We start from the raw sequence: 17181 nt of genomic DNA, 5'->3' as shown, positions 1-17181 counted from the left end.
TTTACTGCGAATTGCTGTTTGTTACCAACATCTCATTATAAGTGTGTATTAAAAAATGTGATGCATATTCTTAGAGGATCATATTCTGATTTCGCGTTACACTAAATTAACATTTCAATTAATGGACATTTTATGAAACGTTTTTTAATACTATCACTTGTACTATTTGCTGCAGCTTGTAACGCAACTTCATTAACGCCCGAAACTAAAGCGGCGCAATCAACTACGGCAGATGTTGTTCAGGGTTTGTCGAAACAAAGGCTCAGTCGCATAGATAAAGTTATGCAAAACTATGTTGATGAAAACAAGCTTGCCGGCACCTTAACTTTAGTTGCACGAAACGGTGAAATTGTGCATAAATCAGCAATTGGGATGCAAAATAAAGCTGATAGCATACCCATGAGTGAAGACGCAATTTTTCGCATCTATTCAATGACTAAGCCAATAACAGCAGTCGCTGCATTGACCTTATGGGAGGAAGGCAAGTTCCACATGAATGACCCGATTGATAAATATTTGCCTGAATTAAAAAACTTGAAGGTTTATGTAAGTGGGTCAGGTGAAGACATGGTGTTGGAAGACGCTAAGTTTCCAATAAGAATTATTGATTTGTTCATGCATACGGCTGGTTTTTCATATGGCTTTACCGGCAGCGAAGTCGACAATTTGTATAGAAACTCCGCTATTGGTTTAGGTACCGCAGATCCAGATACGGTGCTTGCTGAGCTTGCGAAGCTACCTTTAAATCATCAGCCTGGGACTAAATGGCATTATGGTGTAAATACTGATGTGATTGGTTTTTTAGTTGAAAAACTTAGCGGCAAAAAACTGGGTGAATATATGCAGGACGTAATATTTGACCCACTTCAAATGAACGATACGGGTTTTAGCGTTAAACCTGAAAATTTAAGTCGTCTAGCAAGTATATACACCGTAGGTGAAAATGGCGTAACCATTGCTATGCCGTCTGAACCTTTGGGTGATTTTAAATCTGACCCAGCCATTCACAATGGTGGCGGCGGTTTAACATCAACTATTGATGATTATTTTGTCTTTGCACAGATGCTACTTAACGGTGGTGAATACAATGGCGTGAGGATACTAGGTCGTAAAACTGTCGAATATTTATCTTCAAACCATATGCCAGATAATTTAACGCCATATGCGGATAATTCTCCAGGGGAAGGTTATGGATTGGCAGTGTCGGTAACGGTTGATGAATCCAAAGTTAAATTTTTAGGTTCAACCGGTGATTATGGCTGGGGTGGAGCAGCCTCTACCTATTTTAGAATTGATCCTAAAGAAAACATGATACTTATTTCGATGACTCAATTTATGCCATATGGTTTTTATCCCTATATGGATGATTACCGTAATTTAGTTTATCAAGCTTTAGTCGACTAAAGTCCCAAAAATGTATACATAAAAGGCACCTTTAAGTGCCTCTTATGTTAGCAAATGCCTCTCGTTATTTTAAATGTTTTGAGCATTGATACGCAGACTACTCAGGGCGAATATATGACGCTTTTGCAACTTTAATACACGCAATAGTCCGTTGTCTTACCCAATCTCCAATTAGGGGGCCGTTTTTTCCCTTTTCGATGGCTTCTTGCACAGCACTTTTAGCATCAAATTTCTGTAGTTCAGCCAATAAATATTCGCCAAAGTCTCGCTGCGGATATGGCCGATTTACTAGTGTTTCACCACGACCTTGGGCATCACATTGACAGGCTTGTAAAAATTGCAAAAAACGTTCAGGCTGTTTTACCGCACTAAAATCTTCAATAATCATTCGATATAAGGTTTTGGCTTGTAACTCAAATATACGATGGCTTAACAAATGATTTTTACTGGTTAACATTCCTAGGTCTTTCAATTTGTTTGGAATGCGTAATCTTTCACAAAAAGCTTCTACTATGGGAACGCCTGCTTCTTCGTGATTGTGCAGATTGCCTTGTTTTGCATGGCTTATTGGTTTACCAAAATCATGACATAATGCAGCAAAACGGGTAGCCGCTGAAAAACCCAAATCACAAGCACGTTTGAGTACCAAAAGTGTGTGAACAAATACGTCGCCCTCAGGATGATGTTCAGGTGGCTGCGGAATATTACGCATTACCGCAAGTTCAGGAAAGAGCACGTCTAGCACATCAAGCTCTTCTAAAGTTTCAAAAAACACATGGGCTTGTTGTTCATTTAAGGCTTTTTCGGTTTCTTTCCAAATACGCTCAGGCACCAAATATTCTAATTCGCCTTTGGCTTTTATTTGCTTAATCAATTCATGGGTGTCGGGGTGTATTTGCCAGTTTTTACCATAACGTGCTCTAAAACGGGCGATTCGCAATACGCGCACTGGGTCTTCTGAAAATGCATCTGTGACATGGCGAAGTATTTTGTTATTTAAGTCATTTTGACCATTAAAAGGGTCGATTAAGCTGCCGTTTTCATCCTTAGCTATGGCATTGATAGTTAAGTCGCGTCTTGCTAGATCATCTTCCAGACTCACTTGCGCACCCGCTTCTACACTAAATCCGGTATAGCCTTTATCGATTTTACGCTCAATCCGCGCAAGTGCATATTCATGTTTGCTCTTTGGATGTAAAAATACGGGGAAGTCTTTTCCTACTGCTAAATACCCTTGGTCGAGCATATGCTTTGCACTGGCACCCACCACCACATAATCTTTATCTTGCGAAGCAATACCAAGCAATTCGTCACGCACGGCGCCGCCGACTAAATATGTTTTTATTGCTTGTGTCATTTACTTTTTGGCACCGTTTTATGTGAAGGATAGTTTGAAATGTTTATTCTAATAGGTTTAATACGAATTTACACTGTGTTGTGTGGAGCTACAAATTTATTCATTAATTGTGTAAGTGAATTTTTTAGTCTTTGTATTTGGGTCGGTTGGACTTAGCGCGCTTTATATACAAGATTAAAAATGACCATCGACACAGCTGAACCTTTTGATTTTGTGCTAATCTAAGTTTCATGGTGGTAATCTAAAAGCGTGTTCTCCAATCAATCATTTCGCAAAGATTCTGGGGAATTCAATAATATTAAAGAGAATTGACGATGTTAAATAAGACGCACAATAAACATAATCGTGACAACAAATGGTATGCTGGTAGCGCTTTATTGGGTCTTGTTTTGTTAACGTCTGCATATGCCCAGCAAGCACAACACTCAACACAAGCATCAGCTTATGAATGTACTCAAGTTGCGCTTGAAGATATAGATCCCTCCCTGTTAACTAAACAGGAACGTATTGCTCTTTTAGACGGCAGTCTGAGCCAATCCATAGACAGTTACAGTACCTGTGTTGGCGCGGTACAACAAAATATGGGAAATGGCGCCGGTGCAGGTGGTACAGGTGAAGGCGGTGCTTCTAGTGCCAATGGCGCAAGTAGTGCAAATACAGATAGTGCTGAAGAATTGCCAATAGAAAACGATAATCAAGGGGTACCAACACAAACACAGCCCCCTCCAATCGTGGACCCGACCAACAAACAAAACATCACTAAAACGCAAAGACAAGTGATAGCGCCAAAAGACAATGACAAAATTATTTGTAAATTGTTGTTTCAGGAAATCCAAAAAGTCAACGATCCTGATATGCTAGCAGGACTTAAAGAACAGTATTCAAACTATAAATGCGGATAACATAGACACATGCAAACTAGTTATAAACAAAATCGCGCACTAGCTTGGTGTGCGAATATCAGCAGAGTTTTTGCTTGGACATTGCTTGCTAGTACAATAATACTAGCAGGGTGCAACACCACTAATAGAACTAACAATCAGCCACTGTTAGTTGGACCATCTCCAGCTGTCCCCAATGCAGCTAATGACCAGCAAGGCCCCACTGAATTAGTGAACGCAGAGATTTTCTTGGATGTTGCTATCCCTGCTTTTGACCCTGGTTTTCCATTAGATAACTTTGGTGAGATCGATGGAGATGAGCTTGAAGAGCAAGGAATTTGGCCTCAACTAAGACGTACTGAAGCAAAAATATTTGCTGCCGACATGAAAGCCGCTTTAGACGATAAGAAAGTCTTTGGAACAGTGAGTGTCGTGCCTGATGCAAGCACACCATCAGACTTGTTTGTACTGGGTGAAATTGGAAAATCTGACAGTGAAGAAGTTGAAATAACGATTACTGTAGCCGACAGCACTGGTGAAATTTGGGGTAAAGAGAGCTTTGAGCATACCGTTTCGCAAGGTTTTATGCGCGATCAACGCAATCAAGGCAAAAACCCTTATGAGCCAGTGTTCAAACGAGCGAGTGACTACGTAGTGAGTTTGCTGAGCAAGTTATCGATAGATGAAAAAACTTATATCAAGAATATGTCACTAATGCGCTATGCCCGCTATTATTCACCAGAAAGCTATGATGATTTCATTAATACTGACTTGAAACGTAAAAATGGCCAGCGTTATTATAAATTCGAGCTGACAAAGTTGCCTGATCCAAACGATCCCATGCTAAAAAGAATTGAGGATTTGCGCGCTCAAGAACTGCTCTTTGTAGACCGTTTACAAGACAATTACGAAGTTTTTCAGGCAGAAACACGGGAAGCGTATGGCACTTGGCAAGAAGAAACCTTGCCCGAGGTAATTGCCGCACGGAAAGCAAAAACTGAACGAAACACGAAAGCTGTTGTGGGAGGAATAGCTGCTATATTAGCCGCTATTTTGATTGCCAAATCAGCAGAAAAAGATGATCGACCCAGCGACCAAAAGGCTTTAGAAATAGGTGCCGTGGCGGCAGGCATTGGGTCAATCTGGGCTATTAACGAGTCGTTTAAAAATAATTCTCGTTTAAAAGTCCATAGTGCTGTTATTGAAGAGCAAGGACAAGCTCTCGATTTAAGTGTTAGTCCAACAGTGATTGATTTTGAGAATCAAACTATTGAGCTCCAAGGTACAGCCCAAGAACAATACTTACAGTGGAAAACACATCTCCGTAAGATGTTTAATGAAGAAGATACTCCTGATGTACAGCTGTAGATAGGTTGAATAAGCTAAACTGAAGCACTTTAAGGTAGAAAAGGAGTTATTAGTGTCTGCAGAGACCGATAAACAAAGCGCTGATAAAAACAGCACTGCTAACCAAGCCGATGCGCAAATTCAAGCGCATCGCAAGCAGCACCAACAGAAGATGAAAAAATTATTCTTAGGCGCAGGTTTGTTAGCGCTAGTGATAATTATCGTTATTGTTGGGTACCAATTGAGAATTAAAAACGATGTATCATTCACAAATACAGACCTTGCAGAAACAAGTCTAAATGCACAAGAAATTGAGCAATATCGAGATTTTTTCAAACAAGCATTTACCCATTATGAAGTGAAGGTACAAACCTTTATCAATCAAATCGAACTATCGGGCTGGGAAGCAGATAAAGTCGGAGACATAAACCTACTAAAAGACCAAGTGTTATCCTTATTTGCCAAAGGCGCTTATGTTCAAGCAAAGAATAGCTTCCAAGAGCTTGGTAATCTGTCGAATGACTTAATAAGTAGGTGGCAGGCGCAAACCCAAACATATATTAGCGATGCTCAACAATATTTTGATAATGACAATATGCCAAAGGCGCAATTAAGCATTAATAAGGCGCTGGAATTAATGCCAAGAAATTCAGATGCTAATGCCCTGCAAAATAGAATTGATGCTTATGCGGAAATCAGTAACTTATTAGGTGACTATGAAGTAGCCAAAATTGAAAGAAATCTGCCCAAACAAATTGATTTGTTGACTAACATTATCGATCTTGACCCTTCTATCGGCGGCTTGCCAGACGAACTAGCTAAAGCACAAACTCAACACGAAAAAAATACCCTGGCGAATTTATTAGAAAAAGCACAAAACGCATTTGATAATGAGCGCTATGCTGAAGCATTATCTGTTGTGAAACAGGCTCAAAAAATTGACCCAAACAGTCAAGGCGCAAAATTATTACAAGCGAGAATTTCTGCTGCAAGTGCGTCTGACAATCTCAGCCAAGCAAAATCCCAACTTGCCTCTTTAGCTGAACAAGACGAGTGGGCGCAAGTATCGACTCTAGCGGCAAAAGCCTTACAAAAGGCGCCAAATGACGCAGACCTCAAAGAATACGCTAGCGCTGCAAGTAAGATTATTGGTGCTAAAAAGCGTATCACTGGTTTTACATCTCGACCCAATAGGCTTGCCGACGAAAATATTCGAAATGCCGCTACACAAGCAATTACTGAGTCTTTTATGACGGCGATTCGTTCACCAAGTCTGCAAACGCAAATTGCGGAATTGGCCGAGTTAGTTGATGCTTATTCTGCAGAAGTAGACGTGACAGTAAACTCAGATGGTGAGAGTTATATTGTTGTTGTTGGAGTTGGTCATGTAGGTGCACATAAACAAAAAGTGATTCAATTAACACCTGGTGAATACACACTTCGATGCACTCGTAGTGGTTATAAAAACAAGCGTTTAGCTTTTGTAATAGAAGCCAATCAAGCAATAACGCTTTCTTTGGTTTGTGACGAAGCCATTTAGAAAACAGGAGTATATACAAAGCTAATGTCGACACAGCCACAAGAACCAGCCCAACAAGGTGCTCAACAAGCAATAGACCAGCGAATTAAACTTGCCCAGCGCAAGGGAATAGGCATGTATTTGCTGTCGGGTTTTGCAACACTTGTTGTCTTAGTAGGTTTTTTGCTTTGGTTGTTTTTAGTCAGAGGTTTCAATGTATTGATCGGGCCAGTTGAGGCCTTACCAAGTGCTCAACTTAGACTGGTATCAGGCATAGCATGGGTGACGGAAAATAAAATATATTCCTTAGGGGGGACTATTGTGGTGTCGGCTAGTGCTGATACTTTCGAAACAAAACAGGTCAGTATTGATAATCTCAGTCCTTCTACTATTGAAATTGTGTTAAACCCTTCTCCAGCGCAAATTAATGCAAAGGTATCTTTAAATGGCGCTAGTCAAGATGAGCAATTTGCGACTTTGGCTAGCCAGTCACAGTGGTTTTTAAATGGGCAATTAATTAATATTGGCCAAGAGCTAAACCATGAAGCTCCTCCCGGGACTTATCAATTATCGGTAAAAAATGATTATTTTAAGGGCAGTACCCAAGCGTTGAATGTTAAAAGAGCAGAGGTTTTGGCTCTCGATTTTGACTTACAAACTATTAGTGGCAGTATTACTCTTCAATCTCAGCCCGCTGGTGCAGAGGTATACTTAAACAACCAGTTAGTTGGAAATACGCCATACACAATTGATTTAACTGGAGGTATATTTCCAATAAGAATAGAAAGTTTGGCATATCAAACGGTAGAAGAGTCTATCGAAATAACCACTGGATATTTGACTCCAAATCGGAATTATCAATTGGCCCCTAAGTTAGCCGAATTATCGATTTCGGCGACCCCTTCAACTGGCTTATTGTTGATAAATAATGTTGAATATACTTTGGGTACACATCGACTTGCGGCCAATAAAAAGCACCTTATTAATTACCAGAAAGATGGGTATACCAACTATACAAAAACGCTCGATTTAAGCATTGAAAAACCAACATCTTTAGCTATTGAGCTGCAACAACAGTTTGGCAATGTTGAGTTTGAAACAAATGTACCGGCTTTAGTAAAAGTGAATCAGCAAAATATAGGCCCCGCTCCCTTTAAACAGCGTTTGCCTAGTGTAGAGCATACTTTTGAATTCAGTGCGCAAGGGTATAGAAGCGTGAAACGGACGTTAACACCTCGACCAAATCAAACACTGAAACAAGTGATTAATTTACAGACCGAGTTTGATGCGAGAAGAAGCGAGGGTCGGCCCTTAGTAGCCAATCAGATGGGGATTAACTTACTGCGTTTCAGAGCCGATGCATTTACCATGGGCTCTGCTCCAAACGAGACCGGACGCCGTCGAAACGAACATCAGGTAGAGGTAGATTTCGCAAGACAATTTTGGGTGTCGGACAAAGAAATTACGCAAGCTCAGTTTGCTGCATTTAGTGGCACCAGCGGCAATTCCTCTACCTTGCCTATTACAGGTATTAGTTGGTTACAAGCCGCTGAATTTTGCAACTGGTTAAGTATAAAAGAAGGCTTGCCAGTATTTTATCGTTTTGTAAATGGTCGTTATCAAGGGTACAACAAAGATTCGAAGGGTTACCGTTTACCAACAGAAGCAGAATGGGAATGGCTAGCGAAAAAATCAAAGAGAGCCCGCAGCACCATTTATGTTTGGGGTAATCAAGATACGCTCAGAGATAATTATGGCAATTTTGCTGACCAATCTCGTAAAGACGAACAATTGATCGTGATACCCGAATATAGTGATGGTAAAAAAGGGCTTGCTGAAGTGGGCAGTTTTAAGGCTGACCGCTCAGGTTTATATGACTTAGCAGGCAACGTAAGTGAATGGGTACATGATTATTATACTAATGCTATACCTGATTCCAGTGGTGTAAAAATGGATTATATGGGTGCAACTCGTGGTGATTCTTGGGTAATAAAAGGCGGTAATTATGAAAGCGGTAGAATCCGTGAATTACGCGCAGCCTTCAGAGAGTTCTCCGCATCGGGTAAAGAAAATCTTGGATTTAGAATTGCACGTTATCAAAAGTAATAAGCTCTATTAAAAAGCACTGAAAAAAGACAATGAAAAAACACAATAGAAAATGGATGATACTACTACTACTGATTATTTTAGCCGGTGGAGTATCGCTTGCTGCAACACAAATCAGTTTAGATTCTCCAGCAAGTTTACCAAGTGATATTTAACCCGTGGCAGCAAATATGAAAACAACAAAGAAGAACAAACAAAGCAGCATGAACCCATCAGCTATAATGTCTTTAGGGGTGTTTTTGGGTATTGTTGCCCTTGTCCACTTGTTATATCAAGGCATTATTCGTCCTTTTGCCGACGCTGCAATCGCCGCCTATGGTAGTGGCGCAACTTCAAATCTATGGGTTATTTTTAAGGACTTTGAACAACAAGCAAGTGTCAGCATTGGTTTGTTTTGCGCTTTCTTAATTATCTATAAATATCAACGTATTGTTTTTCATGAAGAACCACTTTTTACTATGGACTATTTGTCTGCTTACGATAAAAACGAAGCCCTAGACGTAAATAAGGCCCTGCAAGAGCTTGAGCAAAGTGCATATGCTGAAAATAGCTCCATGTCGACATGGATAGATTGCCTTAGACGTTATAAAAACACCCAAAATGTGCAACATGCTTCAGCAGCCATAAATGACAGTGTGGATATACTTGCTGCACAACTAGAATCGGGCAACAGCATGATACGCTATTTCATTTGGGCTATTCCGAGCATTGGGTTTATCGGAACAGTAAGAGGAATTGGCTCAGCTCTAGCAAAAGCCGAAGAAGCCGTGTCGGGAGATATTTCAGGCATGGTCGACAAACTGGGGGTCGCGTTTAATTCAACTTTAGTGTCGTTGGTGATTTCAATCATACTCATGTACTTGTTGCACGTATTAAATAATCGGCAAGACGAAATGGTCATCAATACGCAAAAGAATTGCGAAAAGCATTTGCTTACTCAACTGCACAAGTAAAACAAGAGTAGAGAGTGATGAGAGCCATGTATATTGTTATTAAAAGCGTCCGAACACATGCTTAAAAAAAGGCGTGAAGAAGGTTTTAATTTAGCATTTTTAGATGTCATGGCATGTGGCCTAGGAGCGGTATTATTAATATTAATTATCGTCGATTTTAACGACGACACACCTATTCCTAGTGATGAGATAGAGCGCCTTGAGCAAGAATTAGCCGCTACCCAAGCACAAAATCAATCACTTGCTAGTAGCCTTCAAACACAACAACAAGAAACCAGCGAAGAACAAGCAAACGCTAATGAGCAAGCAAGCAAAATCGCGCAGCTTGATATTCAACAACAAGCTTTGCAGCAAGCAATTAGCACGCAAAAAGCAGTTATTGCCGATTTAGAAGATGCTATTGCTGCCGCAGCCCCTTTAACTGCTGATGATACGCTTAAATTACCTGAGGCTGGCGAAGAAACCTATTTGTTGGGGTTGATTGTAGAAGGAAAACGTATAGGTATTTTGCTCGATACTAGCGCCTCAATGACCGATCAGTCGTTAATTGATATTATTAAACGCAAACTGTCTAGCGATTCTCAGAAACAAAATGGGCCCAAATGGCAACGTGCTTTGCGCATTGCCACTTGGATGTTAGCGCGTGTACCAAAAGACTCACAAGTAAGCTTAGCAAGCTACAACGAGCAAACCACTATATTAGGCAACACCGCCATAACTCGGGCCTCTAATAGCGAGAATATTGAAGCCCTAGCAACCCAAATTAACCAATTAGTCCCGCAAAATGGTACTGACTTACTGCAAGGTATAGAAGCAATAAATCGAGCCATGCCTAGTATGACCGACTTGTATATAATCACTGACGGTTTGCCTTCGCTTATTTCGCCTTCTAGCGGTTTTTCACCAACGCGTTCGTGTAAACCATTTAAAGGGCAACAAAGCACAATTAGTGGTCAATGTCGCTTGGACGTATTTAATAGATTGCTCAGGGTTAACCCACTCTCAGGGGTGAAAACTAGCGTCATACTACTGCCATTAGAAGGCGATCCTCAAGCGCCTGCACTCTATTGGCAAATGGCTAATTTTACCGGCGGTACGTTTATCAGCCCCGCGGGTACGTGGCCATGAAGAAAACTCGCGCACCAATAGAAGTATTTAGCTTGTCCTTCCTAGATGTGATTTCTTGTGCGTTTGGTGCAGTGGTGATGCTTATTTTATTGGCCAAAAATGGTGAGGAAGGGGACTTTAGTCAATCTGCAAATGTTGCGCAAATTACCGACTCTATACAGTCTTTATCTCAAGCTGAGAGCAGTTTACAAGACTTACAAGCTCAATTAGCCGCACAAAGGGCAAAATTACAGCGTGCCATGAATGAGGGTGCAAGCAATGAAAGTAAAGCGGAAGCTCTAGAGACCGCAGTAGCCAAATCACAGCGAGATTTACAAGAATTAACAGACAAAGCGTCGGGGCTAGAGCGTATCAAGCAGCAACGCGAACGAGCTGCTATACGAGTGGGCAATGCTGATGAGCGCGATGAAGAGGTAGGGGGCATTCCCGTAGACAGCGACTACGTTGTATTTATTGTTGACACTTCAGGTAGTATGAAGAGTATGTGGGGAAAAGTCATTAGTAGTATGGAAGAAGTGTTGAACAACCACCCCCAAGTTAAAGGCTTTCAAGTTATGTCTGACAACGGAGAGTATTTATTGCCCTCTAGTGCCGGGCGCTGGCGCAAAGATACAAGTGCCCAACGTAATGGTATATTGCGAGGTATGCGGTCTTGGTCGGGCAGCTCCAATAGCTCACCTGCAGAAGGTATCGAAACCGCTTTACGTGCTTATGGTAAACGTACAGATTCACTTGCGCTTTATGTGTTTGGTGATGATTATTCAGGCGGCTCATATGATGTGACTTTAGAAAATATCAATCGCCTAAATACAAATAAAGAAGGAAAAAAAATCGCTCGCATCCATGCTATTGGTTTCAGGAGGCCTCAGCGTCAGCTTTCTTTAGATTCAGTTAAGTTTTCAACATTAATGACTGAGGTAGCGCGGCAAAACCGAGGCACATTTTTGTCAAAGTAAGCATTTTTTATATCGGCATGCCAAAAAAATAAAGCCTTAACCAAATTTGGTAAGAGGTTTGTGTTATGAAAACGTTTACATTTTATTTATCTCAGCGTAATCTTTAAAGAAGCTCGTTTTAGGAACAAAAGAATAAAATGTCTTTTTCAATTAATATTGCTAAACCATTACTAGTCAAATTTTCCATTTTGTCAGTCATGCTAATATCAAGTATGTTATTGAATGCTTGTGGCGGTGGTGGAAGCGAATCTACACCTGCGGTGATACCCGCGCCAATTGTACCCCCTACACCGCCCGCTACGCCTCCTGCTGCGCCAAGCCAGCAGACGCCAGAACAAACGCCACAAGAGATAGTGGCAGCCATGGGGATTGGTATTAACATGGGCAATACACTAGATGCCCCAGATGAGGGTGATTGGGCCTTAGCCGCTCAAGAGTATTATTTTGATGCTTATGCAAATGCGGGTTTTAAAAATGTACGTATTCCCGTCACGTGGGATGCCCATGTTAGTAACACATCCCCCTACGATATTGACGAAGCGTGGCTCAATAGAGTCGAACAAATTGTTGATTGGGCATTAGCGCGTGACTTGTATGTAGTAATTAACGCGCATCATGAAATTTGGCTTAAAAATGGTTTTAACAGTCAAAAGCAAGAACGGTTTTTAGCTATCTGGACCCAGGTTGCTGAACGCTTTAAAGATAAGTCTTTAAAGTTGATATTCGAGATATTAAATGAGCCAGATGGCATGACGCTCGTCCAAACCGACGCCCTGAACATTGAAGTGCTAAATGTGATAAGGCAAAGCAATCCGGGCCGTGCGGTGATATATTCTGGCAATGGCTTCACACCTGCCGATGCCATGATTAACGCAGCTATTCCAAATGATGAAAACATCATCGCTAACTTTCACTCTTACGACCCTTGGCCATTTGCTGGGCAGTGCACTCGGCAGTGGGGCAGTGATCAAGATAGACAAAATCTTAGAGATATATATCAGCGTGTTGCTGATTGGTCTGCGAATATGAACATGGCAGTAACGGTAAACGAATATGGTGCGGCTATGTACGACTTTCAGGCGCCACAAAATGTATGCAACGAAGATGATCGATTAGCTTACATCAAAGCGCATGTTGAGCTACAAAAAGAGTTTGGGATTGCCAGCTCAGTATGGGATGACGGTGGGTCTTTTCAAATTTATGATCGCCAAAGCGATAGTTTTTCAAATGCATTGCAAAGTCTGATATTCGAATAGAGATATCCCATGTTTTTACATAGACAGTGTTAAGCGAATTCCCAACACTGTTGAACTAGGTATGTTCCGAGCGCCAGCATTTTTAATCAATTGTATATTTGGTTGCAGTGCTATATATTCATTGACTGAGTATGCGTAGGTGAACTCTACGTTGAGTTCACCCTTTTCTAGTACTTCACCTTCAAGTTCAGCGTTAATTTTTGCCTCCTGCCCAATTCTCGCATAAGCAAAAGCAAATCCCCATGAGTCTTCAGAGCGCTCTGAAAATGGGCTTTCAAAGCTTATCCCAGCACCCATAAAGCGGTCATATTTGTTAAATGACGAATCCGCAGTACCTAATCTGAAAAATACACGGCTATTGCCAATACTGCGTTGGTGTCGTAAATAGTAGCCTTTATTTAAATCAGTGATAGCTCTACTGGATAGGAGAGCAGACAAAGGCTCAGAAACTGTATACTGCCAATAACCTACTAACCATGTTTGGTCTTCATTTTTATAAGCCCATTCAACAATACTGAATGCACCGTCTCCACTTTCGAGTTTTGCTGCAATGCTAGAGGGACGCTCAGGGTCTCCCGGTAAACCATCGGTCACTGAAAAGCGCAATGAATGTTGCTCATTGACTTGGTAAAAACCTGAAACGCCTAGTCCATAAAAAGGAAAAATAGAAGGCCCATTGCCACCACTTAGTCCAATATCAGGGCCAATACCGTGGCTACTATTGAAAAATAGCTCTGCGCTGTCGAGCACATCAAAATCACGATTTATATCGTACAAGCCAGCGAGTAGAGACCATTTATTACCTTCGAGTCTCAACCATGCCTCTGCTAGTTTTGTGAGTGAATCGCCGGTTTCTAAGTTTGAGACAACTTGATCATCACCAACGATATTGGCAGAAAACCCCGCGCCATTTGAATAAAGCGCCGAAGCATGGGCCACAATATTAAGATTCTTAGAAAGTTGATATTGATCATCGACACTTAGGTACAGAATATCCACATATTCACTAGCACGTTTATTACCACCAGAGGTGTTTTTGAGTAAATCACCACTATATTCGACAAAAAATTCTTGAGCTTGAACCTTTGATATTCCTATGCTGCTTAGTGCTAAGCCCCCTAAAAAAAGGCCAATAGCCGAAACTCGTAATAAGGTCATATTGCGGGATCCTATTATTTTTCCTATCGCTGATCTTGATCAAGCTTTATTAGGGCTCATTCACTAATTATGCTTTTAAAACTAAGTGATAACAATTATTATTCTTAACAACTACTTATTTGTATTATTTTCTTACCGGGCACATTGCCATGACTCTTTGGGATTTATCAAAAAATGCATCAGCGCGTGTGTCTGGTTATTCACCTGCTATGCACAGTTCAATACAGACCCGACTCCAAGAAATGGGGTTTGCGATTGGTGCCCATATCGTTTGCACTAAACGTAGTCCTTTTGGAGGTCCTTTGGTCATCTTGGTCCAAGATTGCGTTTATTCATTAGAGCGAAGCCTAGCTGAGGGTATTGAGGTAAAAGTTTAAATGGAACAGGCCCTAGAACGGATTGTACTAGTTGGCAAGCCTAATTCAGGAAAGAGCCTCTTATTTAATCAACTCACAGGTTTACGCCAGAAGGTGGCTAATTTTCCGGGTGTTACCGTAGAGCTGAAATCAGGCAAATTTGATAGCTATGAACTAGTCGATTTTCCGGGCACATATTCTCTGGAGGCTATTTCTGAAGACGAAAGCATTGCAATTGAACAACTCCATCATGCTATGCAAGAGATCAACACAAAGCTAATTTTATGTAATTTGGACGGTACTAAGCTCGAGCGCTCATTAGTGTTTGCTTTGCAAGTACAAACGCTGGCTAAAAAACATAACAAAAGCCTTGTTTTTACTATTAACATGATGGATGACCTGTTGCGTTTTGGGCATGATATTGATACTGAAAAGATGTCGGCACAGTTAGGATCACCCATCTATGCGATATCTGCAAAGTCTTTATATGGAATGTCAGAGTTTACAGAAGCTCTTAAAACACATATGACTCACCCTGATACTGCAAAAATAGCAGCGTCCGAAGAAGAAAATCAGATCCAGCAAGACCATATGTCTTTAGCCAAATCAATTGCTGCAGAACACGGGATTAAGCCCGATATTGTGTTAAAAAAACAAAATCACCTTGATAGTTTTTTACTGAATAACATTTTAGGTGGCTTTTCATTTTTATTGATTATGCTGTTTTTATTCCAAAGTATTTTTACTTGGGCTGCTCCCTTAATGGATGCAGTCGAAAGTGCAGTAGGATGGAGCGGCAGCATGGTGGTAGCTTATTTGCCCGAAGGGGCCTTTGCTGATTTTGTTAACGACGCGATATTTGGTGGAGTAGGGGCTTTTTTGGTGTTTGTCCCACAAATTATGGTGCTGACTTTAATTATTGGAATATTAGAAGACAGTGGATATTTAGCTCGGGCAGCGCTAATTTGTCATAAACCGCTAAGTTTGTTTGGGCTGTCAGGGCGCAGTTTTATTCCCTACCTAAGTGGGGACGCCTGTGCAATACCTGCCATAATGGCCGCAAGAACCATAGAGTCACCCCGCAAACGTTTGATTACTATGATGACGGTTCCTTTGATGTCGTGTTCTGCGCGTTTACCTGTTTACGCTTTACTGATAGCTGTTTTTGTACCTGATACTCAATACTTAGGGGGATGGGTAAATTTACAAGGCTTAGTTTTCTTTTTGCTATATTTTGGCGGTATTTTTACGGCCCTAGTAATGAGCAAAGTTTTAAATAGAATGGTCGATAAACGCAAACAAAGTGATTTACCGTTTATTTTAGAGTTACCTTCGTATCGTTGGGTTAATTGGAAACCTCTTTTATATCGCACGCTCAATAGTGCTTATCAGTTTATTCGAGGTGCTGCGCCTATCATATTTACGGTTAGTTTGGTGATTTGGGTATTGGGCTATTTTCCCTCTCAAGGCGATTTAAATAGCTCTTATTTGGCTCATTTGGGACAATTTATTGAGCCCTTGTTTGCACCTTTGGGGCTGGATTGGCGCTATGCCCTAGCGATTTTAATTTCATTTTTAGCTCGAGAAGTATTTGTAGGCGTGCTTGGGACTTTATTTAGCATGGACAACGCGGATGAAAACATCGATGGCTTAGCAGCACAGCTACAAGCTGATGGCTTAACCGCCGCCTCTGGAATTGCACTAATGGCATTTTATGTGATTGCCCTGCAATGCGTGGCAACTGTAGCAAGCTTAAAAGCCGAGACTGGCAAAAAACGTTACTCTTGGGGCGTTTATATTGCCTACGGTACATTGGCTTATGTGGTTAGCGTGGCTTGTTATATGCTGCTTAGTTAACAAGACAATTTGCCTTAGCCTCTGGATGGCGGGAACGTATATGCAGACACAATGATTATCGAGGTTTTATTGTGATGAATAAGCACTTTGACCGCTAGTTGGAGTACTTTGCACATATGTTGTTGTACAGACGCTAATATCGATGGCTCATTCATTATTTGCGATGTAAAAAAGCCTGGACTTAATCTTAATTAAATCCAGGCTTTTAAAGTTTTGTATGAGCTTAATTGACAATAAAACTTATTAAGTACGTCTTCTAGCAAATATCCCGCCAATGCTCAACAAAAGCAACGCTACGATACCGGGTGCTGACGCAGATTGAGGATTAGTAGTTGCTGTAATTGCTGTAGTAAAGTAAGCAGTTGCCCCTGCTACATTGCTGCCGCTAGTCCAAATCCACTCTGCATTACTATCAATTCCAGAACGGGTTCCCCAAGGGCTTACACCATTTAGACCATAACTTGTCACCGTAGTATAATTACTCCATCCACTGTTACTAACTTGCCAATCGGTTGTGTTAGTTAACAAGCTATTAGAGCCATTTGAAAATACATGGTCTGTTCCAGACAAGTTAAAGTCGCCCAAGAATGCATGTGGTCCAGTGATATTTTCACCATAAACATGCAAATAATAGTTAGTACCTGCTATTAAGTTTCCTAAAACTGAATCAGTAACTGTCCAATTACTACCCGTACCAATTAACACGCCTTGCGTGTTATCGTCGGTACTCAAATAAACTGATTGGCTATTATCTACAGTCAGCGTGCCCGTAAGCATTGTGGCATTAGCTACACTAGCACATATTAATAAAGTGGCGCTTAGGGCTAATTTTAGTTTTCTTATCATTACAAATATCCTTTTCACATATTGCTTTAGTTTTTTTATATTACGGCCAATATATCA

At 41.0% G+C, this 17181-nt stretch carries 15 protein-coding genes; 12 read left to right on the top strand and 3 right to left on the bottom strand.

The features are described from left to right. The first annotated feature begins 132 nt into the window (after positions 1 to 132). A complete protein-coding gene (locus tag RM552_RS12795; RefSeq protein WP_311369245.1) occupies positions 133 to 1404 on the top strand; it encodes a serine hydrolase domain-containing protein in 1272 nt (423 codons plus the stop codon). 97 nt (positions 1405 to 1501) lie between these two features. Here RM552_RS12795 and RM552_RS12790 read toward each other — a convergent pair whose 3' ends face one another. Further along, on the bottom strand, positions 1502 to 2761 hold the full coding sequence (locus RM552_RS12790; protein WP_311369244.1) for a multifunctional CCA addition/repair protein: 1260 nt from the start codon (positions 2759 to 2761) through the stop codon (positions 1502 to 1504). A gap of 314 nt (positions 2762 to 3075) precedes the next feature. On the opposite strand from RM552_RS12790, the gene RM552_RS12785 reads away from it, so the two are divergent. The 9 genes from RM552_RS12785 (at position 3076) to RM552_RS12745 (ending at position 12907) form a co-directional block, all read left to right on the top strand. After that, positions 3076 to 3663 carry a hypothetical protein gene (locus tag RM552_RS12785; RefSeq protein ID WP_311369243.1) on the top strand — a complete coding sequence of 196 codons (588 nt, stop codon included), beginning with the start codon at positions 3076 to 3078 and terminating at the stop codon, positions 3661 to 3663. Positions 3664 to 3672: 9 nt separating this feature from the next. Continuing rightward, complete coding sequence (locus RM552_RS12780) at positions 3673 to 5010, top strand: hypothetical protein (protein ID WP_311369242.1); 1338 nt, start codon at positions 3673 to 3675, stop codon at positions 5008 to 5010. Between the two features lie 52 nt (positions 5011 to 5062). Next, complete coding sequence (locus RM552_RS12775) at positions 5063 to 6529, top strand: tetratricopeptide repeat protein (RefSeq protein ID WP_311369241.1); 1467 nt, start codon at positions 5063 to 5065, stop codon at positions 6527 to 6529. A 24-nt stretch (positions 6530 to 6553) separates the two neighbouring features. Further along, complete coding sequence (locus RM552_RS12770) at positions 6554 to 8614, top strand: SUMF1/EgtB/PvdO family nonheme iron enzyme (RefSeq protein ID WP_311369240.1); 2061 nt, start codon at positions 6554 to 6556, stop codon at positions 8612 to 8614. A gap of 32 nt (positions 8615 to 8646) precedes the next feature. After that, complete coding sequence (locus RM552_RS12765; protein WP_311369239.1) at positions 8647 to 8769, top strand: hypothetical protein; 123 nt, start codon at positions 8647 to 8649, stop codon at positions 8767 to 8769. A gap of 15 nt (positions 8770 to 8784) precedes the next feature. Further along, the gene (locus RM552_RS12760; RefSeq protein ID WP_311369238.1) at positions 8785 to 9567 is read left to right on the top strand and encodes a MotA/TolQ/ExbB proton channel family protein; all 783 of its coding nucleotides are present in this window, start codon (positions 8785 to 8787) and stop codon (positions 9565 to 9567) included. Positions 9568 to 9624: 57 nt separating this feature from the next. Further along, positions 9625 to 10695 (top strand): VWA domain-containing protein, encoded by a 1071-nt coding sequence (locus tag RM552_RS12755; protein WP_311369237.1) that lies wholly within the window; start codon positions 9625 to 9627, stop codon positions 10693 to 10695. Further along, positions 10692 to 11651: a hypothetical protein gene (locus tag RM552_RS12750; protein WP_311369236.1), complete on the top strand. Its 960-nt coding sequence runs from the start codon at positions 10692 to 10694 to the stop codon at positions 11649 to 11651. The genes RM552_RS12755 and RM552_RS12750 overlap by 4 nt, the downstream gene beginning before the upstream one ends. A gap of 137 nt (positions 11652 to 11788) precedes the next feature. Beyond that, the gene (locus RM552_RS12745) at positions 11789 to 12907 is read left to right on the top strand and encodes a glycoside hydrolase family 5 protein (protein WP_311369235.1); all 1119 of its coding nucleotides are present in this window, start codon (positions 11789 to 11791) and stop codon (positions 12905 to 12907) included. A 15-nt stretch (positions 12908 to 12922) separates the two neighbouring features. Here RM552_RS12745 and RM552_RS12740 read toward each other — a convergent pair whose 3' ends face one another. Further along, complete coding sequence (locus RM552_RS12740) at positions 12923 to 14065, bottom strand: carbohydrate porin (RefSeq protein ID WP_311369233.1); 1143 nt, start codon at positions 14063 to 14065, stop codon at positions 12923 to 12925. A 149-nt stretch (positions 14066 to 14214) separates the two neighbouring features. On the opposite strand from RM552_RS12740, the gene RM552_RS12735 reads away from it, so the two are divergent. Both RM552_RS12735 and feoB read left to right on the top strand, forming a co-directional pair. Then, positions 14215 to 14442 (top strand): FeoA family protein, encoded by a 228-nt coding sequence (locus RM552_RS12735; RefSeq protein ID WP_311369232.1) that lies wholly within the window; start codon positions 14215 to 14217, stop codon positions 14440 to 14442. Then, on the top strand, positions 14443 to 16278 hold the full coding sequence (gene feoB, locus RM552_RS12730; RefSeq protein ID WP_311369231.1) for a ferrous iron transporter B: 1836 nt from the start codon (positions 14443 to 14445) through the stop codon (positions 16276 to 16278). It abuts the gene before it with no gap. Positions 16279 to 16521: 243 nt separating this feature from the next. Here feoB and RM552_RS12725 read toward each other — a convergent pair whose 3' ends face one another. Next, positions 16522 to 17124, bottom strand: coding sequence for a hypothetical protein (locus RM552_RS12725; protein ID WP_311369230.1), 603 nt, complete (start codon positions 17122 to 17124; stop codon positions 16522 to 16524). Positions 17125 to 17181: the final 57 nt, after the last annotated feature.

It is taken from the genome of Glaciecola petra (genome assembly GCF_031846345.1).
In the GTDB taxonomy this organism is placed as follows: Bacteria; Pseudomonadota; Gammaproteobacteria; order Enterobacterales; family Alteromonadaceae; genus Glaciecola; species Glaciecola petra.
The sequence above is the reverse complement of the archived record's forward strand: the minus strand, read 5'-3'. Positions and strand labels throughout refer to the sequence as shown.

What these genes read in the sequence shown, in the direction of transcription:
- RM552_RS12785 (WP_311369243.1), top strand. Translation starts at nt 3,076, where the DNA reads ATGTTAAATAAGACGCACAATAAACATAATCGTGACAACAAATGGTAT.
- RM552_RS12750 (WP_311369236.1), top strand. Translation starts at nt 10,692, where the DNA reads ATGAAGAAAACTCGCGCACCAATAGAAGTATTTAGCTTGTCCTTCCTA.
- RM552_RS12745 (WP_311369235.1), top strand. Translation starts at nt 11,789, where the DNA reads ATGTCTTTTTCAATTAATATTGCTAAACCATTACTAGTCAAATTTTCC.
- RM552_RS12725 (WP_311369230.1), bottom strand. Translation starts at nt 17,124, where the DNA reads ATGATAAGAAAACTAAAATTAGCCCTAAGCGCCACTTTATTAATATGT.
- RM552_RS12735 (WP_311369232.1), top strand. Translation starts at nt 14,215, where the DNA reads ATGACTCTTTGGGATTTATCAAAAAATGCATCAGCGCGTGTGTCTGGT.
- feoB (WP_311369231.1), top strand. Translation starts at nt 14,443, where the DNA reads ATGGAACAGGCCCTAGAACGGATTGTACTAGTTGGCAAGCCTAATTCA.
- RM552_RS12780 (WP_311369242.1), top strand. Translation starts at nt 3,673, where the DNA reads ATGCAAACTAGTTATAAACAAAATCGCGCACTAGCTTGGTGTGCGAAT.
- RM552_RS12760 (WP_311369238.1), top strand. Translation starts at nt 8,785, where the DNA reads ATGAAAACAACAAAGAAGAACAAACAAAGCAGCATGAACCCATCAGCT.
- RM552_RS12795 (WP_311369245.1), top strand. Translation starts at nt 133, where the DNA reads ATGAAACGTTTTTTAATACTATCACTTGTACTATTTGCTGCAGCTTGT.
- RM552_RS12790 (WP_311369244.1), bottom strand. Translation starts at nt 2,761, where the DNA reads ATGACACAAGCAATAAAAACATATTTAGTCGGCGGCGCCGTGCGTGAC.
- RM552_RS12765 (WP_311369239.1), top strand. Translation starts at nt 8,647, where the DNA reads ATGAAAAAACACAATAGAAAATGGATGATACTACTACTACTGATTATT.
- RM552_RS12740 (WP_311369233.1), bottom strand. Translation starts at nt 14,065, where the DNA reads ATGACCTTATTACGAGTTTCGGCTATTGGCCTTTTTTTAGGGGGCTTA.
- RM552_RS12755 (WP_311369237.1), top strand. Translation starts at nt 9,625, where the DNA reads ATGCTTAAAAAAAGGCGTGAAGAAGGTTTTAATTTAGCATTTTTAGAT.
- RM552_RS12770 (WP_311369240.1), top strand. Translation starts at nt 6,554, where the DNA reads ATGTCGACACAGCCACAAGAACCAGCCCAACAAGGTGCTCAACAAGCA.